Source organism: Reinekea sp., from assembly GCF_982785585.1.
The window spans coordinates 35,911-44,835 of sequence record NZ_CEYAVF010000032.1; the positions used below are offsets into that span (position 1 = coordinate 35,911).

11 protein-coding genes are annotated in these 8,925 nt (G+C 50.4%); all 11 read left to right on the plus strand.

The genetic code is table 11. The features are described 5' to 3' along the window. Positions 1-2 precede the first annotated feature (2 nt). Positions 3-818 (plus strand): ParA family protein, encoded by an 816-nt coding sequence (locus tag AC4FIC_RS12395; protein WP_100255786.1) that lies wholly within the window; start codon positions 3-5, stop codon positions 816-818. A gap of 5 nt (positions 819-823) precedes the next feature. Then, the gene (locus AC4FIC_RS12400) at positions 824-1,708 is read left to right on the plus strand and encodes a ParB/RepB/Spo0J family partition protein (protein ID WP_476194417.1); all 885 of its coding nucleotides are present in this window, start codon (positions 824-826) and stop codon (positions 1,706-1,708) included. A gap of 177 nt (positions 1,709-1,885) precedes the next feature. Then, the gene (locus AC4FIC_RS12405; RefSeq protein ID WP_100255788.1) at positions 1,886-2,314 is read left to right on the plus strand and encodes an ATP synthase subunit I; all 429 of its coding nucleotides are present in this window, start codon (positions 1,886-1,888) and stop codon (positions 2,312-2,314) included. 33 nt (positions 2,315-2,347) lie between these two features. After that, positions 2,348-3,235 carry a F0F1 ATP synthase subunit A gene (gene atpB, locus AC4FIC_RS12410; RefSeq protein WP_273285956.1) on the plus strand — a complete coding sequence of 296 codons (888 nt, stop codon included), beginning with the start codon at positions 2,348-2,350 and terminating at the stop codon, positions 3,233-3,235. A gap of 83 nt (positions 3,236-3,318) precedes the next feature. Then, complete coding sequence (atpE, locus tag AC4FIC_RS12415; RefSeq protein WP_100255790.1) at positions 3,319-3,555, plus strand: F0F1 ATP synthase subunit C; 237 nt, start codon at positions 3,319-3,321, stop codon at positions 3,553-3,555. A gap of 46 nt (positions 3,556-3,601) precedes the next feature. After that, on the plus strand, positions 3,602-4,072 hold the full coding sequence (locus AC4FIC_RS12420; RefSeq protein ID WP_100255791.1) for a F0F1 ATP synthase subunit B: 471 nt from the start codon (positions 3,602-3,604) through the stop codon (positions 4,070-4,072). An 11-nt stretch (positions 4,073-4,083) separates the two neighbouring features. Next, positions 4,084-4,620, plus strand: coding sequence for a F0F1 ATP synthase subunit delta (locus AC4FIC_RS12425; protein WP_100255792.1), 537 nt, complete (start codon positions 4,084-4,086; stop codon positions 4,618-4,620). 13 nt (positions 4,621-4,633) lie between these two features. Then, a complete protein-coding gene (gene atpA / locus AC4FIC_RS12430) occupies positions 4,634-6,178 on the plus strand; it encodes a F0F1 ATP synthase subunit alpha (RefSeq protein WP_273285955.1) in 1,545 nt (514 codons plus the stop codon). Positions 6,179-6,221: 43 nt separating this feature from the next. Then, a complete protein-coding gene (atpG, locus tag AC4FIC_RS12435) occupies positions 6,222-7,088 on the plus strand; it encodes a F0F1 ATP synthase subunit gamma (protein WP_476195042.1) in 867 nt (288 codons plus the stop codon). A gap of 21 nt (positions 7,089-7,109) precedes the next feature. Continuing rightward, positions 7,110-8,510, plus strand: a complete 1,401-nt coding sequence (gene atpD, locus AC4FIC_RS12440) for a F0F1 ATP synthase subunit beta (RefSeq protein WP_476194418.1) — start codon at positions 7,110-7,112, stop codon at positions 8,508-8,510. A 23-nt stretch (positions 8,511-8,533) separates the two neighbouring features. Next, positions 8,534-8,925 (plus strand): F0F1 ATP synthase subunit epsilon (locus AC4FIC_RS12445; protein ID WP_476195044.1); only part of this gene is annotated, 392 nt, incomplete at its 3' end.

Here is an 8,925-nt window from a genome sequence, read left to right on the forward strand (position 1 = left end):
CCTTGAGTCAAATATTTGCGATTACCAATCAAAAAGGTGGAGTGGGCAAAACCACCACGGCAATCAACTTGCCTGCTTCCTTGGTTGCGATGAAGCGAAAGGTGCTGGTGATCGATCTCGATCCCCAAGGTAATGCCACCATGGGCAGTGGTGTGGACAAAAGCGCGTTGGAATTATCCGCCTACGATGTGCTGACCGGAAAATGCCAATGCAGCACTGCCATCGTTAAAAGCGAATCGGCCGGCTATGACCTGCTACCGGCCAATGGCAACCTTACCTCGGCCGAAAGTGAGCTGCTTGGCATCAAGCTAAAAGAACATCGTCTGCAATATGCCCTCGCCGAGGTGCAAGAGAATTACGATTATATCTTTATCGACTGTCCGCCATCGTTGAACATGCTCACCGTTAACGCGCTGACGGCTGCGCATAAAACTCTTATTCCGATGCAATGTGAATATTATGCCCTAGAAGGCCTGGCCGATCTGCTCGAGACTATCAGTCAGATTCAGAAGGTCGTTAACCCCGGACTGGAGATTGGCGGGCTGGTGCGTACCATGTACGACCCGCGTAATACCTTGACCAATGATGTCTCCGACCAGCTTAAAGAATACTTTGGCGACAAGTTGTACAGCGCTGTGATACCGCGCAATGTCCGCTTAGCCGAGGCGCCAAGTTATGGTATGCCAGCGCTGCAATATGATAAGCAATCACGCGGCGCCCTGGCCTATCTGGCCTTGGCGGGTGAGTTCATTCGCCGCAATGAAGGTGAAAAGGCTGACATAACCGTACTCCATGATATTCACAAAGTGACGGGTTGATTCAGATGTCGATGAAAAAGAAAGGCTTGGGGCGGAACTTTGGCTCCCTGATTACCACGCACACTGAAGTTCAGGAACTGGCCGACAAGCCGCTCGATCGGGTCGAGGAGGGTTCCTTGCGCCACTTGCCGATTGAATGGCTGCAGCGCGGCATTTATCAGCCCCGGCGCGACATAGCCGATGAGGGGTTGGAGGAATTGGCCAATTCGATTCGCGCCCAGGGCGTAATGCAGCCCGTCGTCGTGCGGCCCTTGGGGCCGGAATCGTATGAGTTAATTGCTGGCGAACGGCGCTGGCGCGCTGCCCAGTTGGTCGGTTTGGACACCATTCCGGCGGTGATCCGCGATGTGGCCGACGAAGACGCCATTGCAATGGCCCTGATCGAAAATATCCAGCGCGAGAATCTCAATCCGATCGAAGAAGCCTTTGCCTTGCAGCGGTTGCAAAAAGAATTTGAACTGACCCAGGCCGAGGTGGCCGAGGCCATCGGTAAGTCCCGAGTAACGGTAACCAACCTGCTGCGTTTGATCAGTCTTGAGGCTGAGGTTAAGCAAATGCTCGAGCGCGGCGATCTGGAAATGGGCCATGCCCGAGCCCTTTTGGGCCTGTCCGGCCGCGCCCAAGTCGATTCCGCGCGCCAAGTTGTCGCCAAGGGCTTGACCGTGCGCCAGACTGAGCAGCTGGTCCGGACGTTGAATCAGCCGAATAAGGTTAACCTGCCACGCGATAGTATTCGCCAAGACGTCAATATTCAGCGTCTGGAAGAAAGCTTGGCCAAGCGCCTCGGTGCTGCCGTGCAGATCAAGCACGGCGCCGCTGGTAAGGGTTCACTAACAATTAAATACACTAGCTTGGATGAGTTGGACGGCATTCTGGCGCACGTAAAATGATCTCGGCGGCACCAGTTTTGAGCTTGGGGTGTTCCGTTAGGATGGTGAGTTGATTCATATCATTTTACGATACTTAGTATTAGGTGAGTCGGTTTGGTTGAAGCTATGCCATTAACCCCATATACTCACCAGCGATTTTAAGAACTCGTTATCGGGTTAGAATAAAAAATAGGAAAGATGCCTTACTTTAAAGCACGCACCGCCGCCAAACTGGCACGGCCCGCCACAGCATCTATTGCGGTCGTGCAACTGATGGCTGTGCTCCCGATTGGCCTTATACTAGCTCTGTGGGCACCGCAGCTGAGTGTTGCGGTCGTGTTGGGTGGCAGTATCAGTATCGTCGGTCAGTGTTATTATAATTTTCGGGCGTTGCGCTACTTTGGCAGCCCGCACATTGGTCAAGTGGTCGCAGCGACTAAGACGGCCATGGTAGGTAAATGGGCTATTATCATCGGTTTTAGTCTGGCCTGCGTAATACGCTGGCCGGATTTAAACGCAGGGATTCTGTACCTGAGTCTATTTATTAGTCATACCCTGGGTGCGCTCTTGCTACCCCTGTTAGTGGCAAACAAGTTACCATTTTTAGTTAAAAAAACGTCCTACTAGGGCATTGAATACGAATTAAGGGGCTTAGGCTTTATGGCGACTAACGAAGGCGGCTACGCAAGTTCCGCTGAATATATTGAACACCACCTGACGAACTTGACCTACGGTCATATTCCGGATGGTGCCACGCTGTGTGATGGTAGCATTGCCGATCAAGCCTATTGGGGCTTCGCGCACTGTACCCAAGAATCTGCCGCAATGGGCTTTAACGCCATTAATGTGGACAGTATGGCGTGGTCTATCGGTTTGGGTCTGTTGTTTCTCTTTACTTTCTGGCGCGTGGGCAAGAATGCCACCGCAGAGGTCCCGACCGGCATGCAGAACGCGGTAGAATCCGTGATCGAATTTGTCGAAACCACGGTTAACGACATTTTTCATGTGCGTAATCCGCTGATTGCACCCCTGGCCTTGACCGTGTTCTGCTGGGTCTTGCTGTCCAATCTGATGGATATCCTACCGGTCGACCTGATTCCGACGATACTCAACAAGGTCTTCGGTATTGGCTTCCAGAAAATTGTGCCATCGACCGATCCGAACATTACCCTCGGTACTGCGGTGTTTGTCTTTATTATGATGTTGTTCTACTCAATCAAGATAAAGGGCTGGGGCTTCCTCAGAGAGCTAACCTTGCAGCCTTTTAATCACTGGGCCTTTATCCCCTTCAATGTGTTTATCGAAGTGGTCGGACTGCTTGCGAAACCTTTTTCACTGGGTTTGCGTCTGTTTGGTAACCTCTATGCCGCTGAAATAATTTTTATCCTAATCGCTTTGATGTTTGGCGGCGGGTTTGCCATTGCGATATTAGGTGGCGTGCTGCAATTGAGCTGGGCGTTCTTCCATATTCTAGTGATACCGCTACAAGCGTTTATCTTTATGGTTCTGACGATCGTATACCTCAGTCAGGCGCATGAAGATCACTAACGATTTCGCCTGGGTTTTCCGGGCAACCTGGGTTCTACCCTTTTAATTAACAAACTTAAATAGAAATACAATAGGAGAAGTACATGGAATTATTAGTATTAGTATACGTCGCAGCAGGCTTAATGGTTGGTCTTGGTGCTATCGGTGCAGCAATCGGCATGGGTACATTGGGTGGTAAATTACTCGAAGCTACCGGTCGTCAACCTGAGTTGGGTCCAATGTTGCAGACTAAGTTCTTCATCGTTGCAGGCCTAATCGACGCAATCCCAATCATTGGTGTTGGTATCGCGATGTATCTGATCTTCGTTGTAGGTGCTTAAGTCAGTTGAAAGACTGTTTTTCATTAACTTATAACGAGGTGATGGCGTGAATTTTAACGCAACATTTATCGGCCAAATCGTCGTCTTCGCTATATTCGTCTATCTTTGCGCGAAATTTGTATGGCCGCCAATATTGGCTGTGATGCATGAGCGTCAGACGAATATTGCTAATGGCCTAGACGCGGCGGCACGAGCAGCGAAAGATTTGGAACTTGCTCAAGACAGCGCGGTTAAAAAGCTCCGTGAAGCAAAAGACGCGGCGGCTGAGCTGATTGATCAAGCCAATCGACGCGCGGCAACTATTGTCGATGAAGCGAAAGTGGAAGCCGGTGCTGAAGCTAAACGCATTATCGCTGGTGCCGTGTCCGATGTCGAAAAAGAACGCAACGTGGCGCGTGAAGAATTGCGCACCAAGGTTGCCGCCTTAACTTTAGCCGGTGCAGAAAAAATTCTGCAGTCTGAAGTCGATGAAAAGAAACATAGCGAATTGCTGGATAAGTTGGCAGCTACGCTGTAAGAGGAGGGATTATGGCAGAATTAAGTACGCTCGCCCGCCCTTACGCGAAGGCTGCGTTTTCAGCCGCAGTCGAGGGCGGCTCTACTGCCGCCTGGTCGATTGGGTTGGAGACGCTCGCGATGATTACAGAAACCGAAGCGGTCACTGAGCTTTTGCTCAGCCCTTCGGTCAACGCATTGGATAAAGCGAAAACCATGGCGTCTATCGCTGGTGATCTATGCAATGAAGGAACGTCCAATTTACTGGTAGTTTTATCAGAAAATGAACGTTTTGCCTTGTTACCAGAAATTAGTGCGCAATTTGAACTGCTCAAAGCTGAGCATGATAAAAGCGCAGACGTCGTCGTAACCAGTGCATTCGCACTCAGCGACGCACAGCAAAATACATTAGCAGTAAAGTTGTCGGCCAAATTGGACCGAGCAGTGACTTTGACTGTTAATGTTGATTCGGCACTCATTGGTGGTGTCATAATTAGAGCTGGCGATTTAGTTATTGATGATTCCGTACGCGGTAAATTATCAAAACTCGCTGAAGCCATGAATTCCTAATGAGGGAAAATACATGCAGCATCTGAATCCTTCAGAAATTAGTGACATTATTAAAGAGCGTATCGCGAAACTGGATACCAGCTCGAAAGCACAAAATGAAGGTACCATCGTCGGCGTTTCTGACGGTATCGTACGTATTCACGGTCTAGCCGAAGTAATGTACGGCGAAATGATCGAATTTGAGGGCGGCGTCTACGGTATGGCGCTTAACCTTGAGCAAGACTCAGTTGGTGCCGTGGTGTTAGGGGATTACAAAACCCTAGCCGAAGGCCAGACCTGTAAATGTACCGGCCGAATTCTGGAAGTCCCTGTTGGACCAGAGATGTTGGGTCGAGTCGTTGATGCCTTGGGTAACCCTATCGACGGCAAAGGCGCGATTAACGCTAAGATGACCGATGCGATTGAAAAAGTAGCACCTGGTGTTATTGCTCGTCAATCAGTCGATCAGCCGGTTCAGACCGGTTATAAAGCCGTTGATGCGATGGTACCAATTGGTCGTGGTCAGCGTGAATTGATCATTGGTGACCGTCAAACGGGTAAGACCGCAATGGCGATCGATGCAATTCTGGCGCAAAAAAATGCCGGCATTAAGTGCGTCTATGTTGCCATCGGTCAGAAACGTTCAACCATTGCCAACGTCGTGCGCAAGCTCGAAGAACATGGCGCTATGGTTTATACCACTATCGTGGTGGCATCTGCCTCTGAACCCGCATCGATGCAGTTTATTGCACCGTACGCCGGCTGTTCAATGGGTGAATACTTCCGTGATCGCGGTGAAGATGCGTTGATCATCTACGACGATCTGTCCAAGCAAGCCGTTGCTTACCGCCAAATTTCTTTGCTGCTGCGTCGTCCACCAGGCCGTGAAGCCTATCCTGGCGACGTGTTCTATTTGCATTCCCGGTTGTTGGAACGCGCATCGCGCGTAAACGCCGAGTATGTTGAAGAGTTCACTAAGGGTGCTGTGAAAGGCCAGACTGGTTCCTTAACCGCTCTGCCGATCATCGAAACCCAAGGTGGTGACGTGTCAGCATTCGTACCAACCAACGTGATTTCTATCACCGATGGCCAGATCTTTTTGGAAACCGATTTGTTCAACGCAGGTATTCGTCCTGCCATGAACGCCGGTATCTCGGTGTCACGTGTAGGTGGTGCGGCACAGACAAAAATTATCAAGAAGCTGTCCGGTGGTATTCGTACCGCACTGGCTCAGTATCGTGAACTGGCGGCTTTTTCTCAGTTCGCATCTGACCTGGATGATGCAACCAAAGCTCAATTGGAGCACGGTGCGCGCGTAACGGAATTGATGAAACAGAATCAATACGCACCGCTTAGTGTTGCCGAGATGTCTGTATCCGTATACGCGGCAAACGAAGGCTATTTAAAAGCCCTCACTGTCGCTCAGGTACTGCCGTTTGAAGCTGCATTGCACAGTTATATGAACAGCGTACACGCGGATGTAATGAAGACTGTTAACGAGTCGGGCGCGTGGAACGATGAGATTTCCGGCACCTTTAAAGCCGCGTTGGTTAAGTTCAACGCGACTCAAAGCTGGTAATTGAATTGGCCGCGCAAGCGGCCACATAACTGGGGCTTATGCTATGGCAATCGGTAAAGAGATACGAACGCAGATAAATAGCATTAATAATACGCGCAAGATTACCTCGGCCATGCAACTTGTTGCGGCCAGTAAAATGCGTAAAGCTCAGGATCGTATGTTAACCAGCCAACCCTATGCACTGAAGATTCGTGCGGTGATTGGCCATTTAGCGAATGCGAATGCTGAGTTTAAACATGCTTATCTGCAGGAACGTGAAGTAAAGCGCGTCGGTTACATTGTCGTGTCCAGCGACCGGGGCCTGTGTGGTGGACTGAACGCTAACCTGTTCAGGGCTGTCATGAAAGACTCTGCCGATCTGGAACCTGCTGGTGTTAGTGCGCAGATTTGTGCGATTGGCAGCAAGGGTTCAGGCTTTTTTAAAGCTCGAGGCTACGATCTGGCAGCATCAATTATCCACGTCGGTGATAAGCCGGTGGCAGCGGATTTAATTGGTGGCGTCAAAGTCATGATTGACGATTTTGGATCCGGCAAAATTGACCAACTTTTTGTTGTTTATAATCAGTTCGTTAATACCATGGTTCAAAAGCCAATGATCGAGCAGTTGCTACCATTGGTCGCGACCGACGACGGCACCAAACGGAAATTTGCTTGGGATTATCTGTACGAACCCGATGCCGAAGTTCTGCTAAACGGTTTACTTGCGCGCTTCATCGAAGCCCAGGTATATCAAGGCGTGGTTGAAAACAGCGCATGTGAGCAAGCATCACGGATGTTGGCAATGAAAAGCGCCACGGATAACGCCGGTGATCTTATCGATAACCTGAAACTTGAGTATAACAAGGCGCGTCAAGCTGCGATTACCCAAGAAATTTCTGAAATTGTTGGCGGCGCTGCGGCGGTTCAATAACGGTTTATAAGAGGACATAACATGAGTAGCGGACGTATTACGCAAATCATTGGTGCCGTTGTTGACGTGGAATTTCCACGTGTCAACGTGCCTAAGGTTTACGACGCACTAATAATTGATGCCAACGGCATCACGCTCGAAGTTCAACAGCAGTTGGGTGACGGGGTCGTACGAACTATTGCCATGGGTGCTACTGAAGGTCTGCGTCGCGGTCTGGAAGTGAGCAACACTGGCAAAGGTATTTCAGTTCCCGTGGGTGTTGCCACTCTCGGTCGTATTATGGACGTTTTGGGTAACCCCATCGACGAACGTGGCGCGATTCTGACTGAAGATCGTTCAGAGATTCACCGGGACGCACCGTCCTATGCCGAACAATCCCAGTCTCAAGACATTCTCGAGACCGGCATTAAGGTAATCGACTTGATTTGCCCGTTTGCCAAGGGTGGTAAGGTTGGTTTGTTTGGTGGTGCCGGTGTTGGTAAAACGGTCAACATGTTGGAACTGATCAACAACATTGCAACTCAGCATTCCGGTTTATCTGTGTTTGCTGGTGTGGGTGAACGTACTCGTGAAGGTAACGATTTTTACCACGAGATGTCCGAAGCGGGTGTTATTCAGTTGGCCAACTTACCTGAGTCCAAAGTGGCGATGGTATACGGTCAGATGAATGAGCCACCGGGCAACCGACTGCGCGTTGCATTGACGGGTTTAACCATGGCGGAACGTTTCCGTGATGAAGGCCGTGATGTCTTGTTTTTCGTCGACAACATCTATCGCTACACCCTTGCGGGCACCGAAGTATCGGCGCTGCTAGGTCGTATGCCGTCTGCCGTGGGCTACCAGCCAACGCTGGCCGAAGAGATGGGTGTACTGCAAGAACGTATCACCTCGACCAAAGACGGTTCCATTACGTCGGTCCAGGCCGTATATGTTCCTGCGGATGACTTGACCGATCCGTCACCGGCGACCACCTTTGCTCACTTGGATGCAACGGTCGTTTTGAGCCGTGATATTGCATCGTTGGGTATCTACCCAGCGGTTGATCCGCTTGGTTCTACCTCGCGTCAGCTCGATCCACTGGTTATCGGTCATGAACATTATGACGTTGCTCGTGGTGTGCAAGGCGTACTGCAAGGTTATAAAGAACTGAAAGATATCATTGCGATCCTGGGTATGGACGAATTGTCGGAAGAAGACAAGTTGACCGTAAGCCGAGCCCGTAAGATTGAAAAATATCTGTCTCAGCCATTCCACGTTGCCGAAATCTTCACCGGTGCACCGGGGAAATATGTATCATTGAAAGAAACTATCCGAGGCTTTAAGGGCATTTTGGACGGTGAATTCGATCACATTGCCGAGCAGGATTTTTATATGAAAGGTTCTATTGATGAAGTTGTCGCGGCTCATACTGCACGCAGCTAATCAACACCGGAGGTAAGATCGTTATGGCTATAACAGTACATTGCGACATCGTCAGCGCCGAAGAGAAGGTTTTTTCGGGCCTGGTCGAGCTCCTGGTGTGTGTCGGTGAAGGCGGCGAGCTGGGTGTAAGACCCGGTCACGCACCTTTGTTGACCCGGTTAAAGCCGGGTCCGGTTCACTTGGTTAAACAGGACGGCAGTAAAGAGTTTGTCTATGTTGAGGGCGGATTTCTTGAAGTGCAGCCGAACCTAGTGACCGTATTGGCTGACAGTGCTGTGCGGGCGGACGATATTGATGAAGCCGCTGCGCAACAGGCCAAAGACGCCGCCGAACGAGAGATCGGCGACAAGGTCGCGAACAGGGAGCTAACCGAAGTAGGAGTGCAATTGGCCAGAGCTATGGGCAAGTTGCGCAC

Coding starts and splice junctions, on each gene's coding strand:
- atpD (WP_476194418.1), top strand. CDS start 7,110: ATGAGTAGCGGACGTATTACGCAAATCATTGGTGCCGTTGTTGACGTG.
- atpG (WP_476195042.1), top strand. CDS start 6,222: ATGGCAATCGGTAAAGAGATACGAACGCAGATAAATAGCATTAATAAT.
- atpA (WP_273285955.1), top strand. CDS start 4,634: ATGCAGCATCTGAATCCTTCAGAAATTAGTGACATTATTAAAGAGCGT.
- AC4FIC_RS12400 (WP_476194417.1), top strand. CDS start 824: ATGTCGATGAAAAAGAAAGGCTTGGGGCGGAACTTTGGCTCCCTGATT.
- AC4FIC_RS12425 (WP_100255792.1), top strand. CDS start 4,084: ATGGCAGAATTAAGTACGCTCGCCCGCCCTTACGCGAAGGCTGCGTTT.
- atpE (WP_100255790.1), top strand. CDS start 3,319: ATGGAATTATTAGTATTAGTATACGTCGCAGCAGGCTTAATGGTTGGT.
- AC4FIC_RS12405 (WP_100255788.1), top strand. CDS start 1,886: ATGCCTTACTTTAAAGCACGCACCGCCGCCAAACTGGCACGGCCCGCC.
- atpB (WP_273285956.1), top strand. CDS start 2,348: ATGGCGACTAACGAAGGCGGCTACGCAAGTTCCGCTGAATATATTGAA.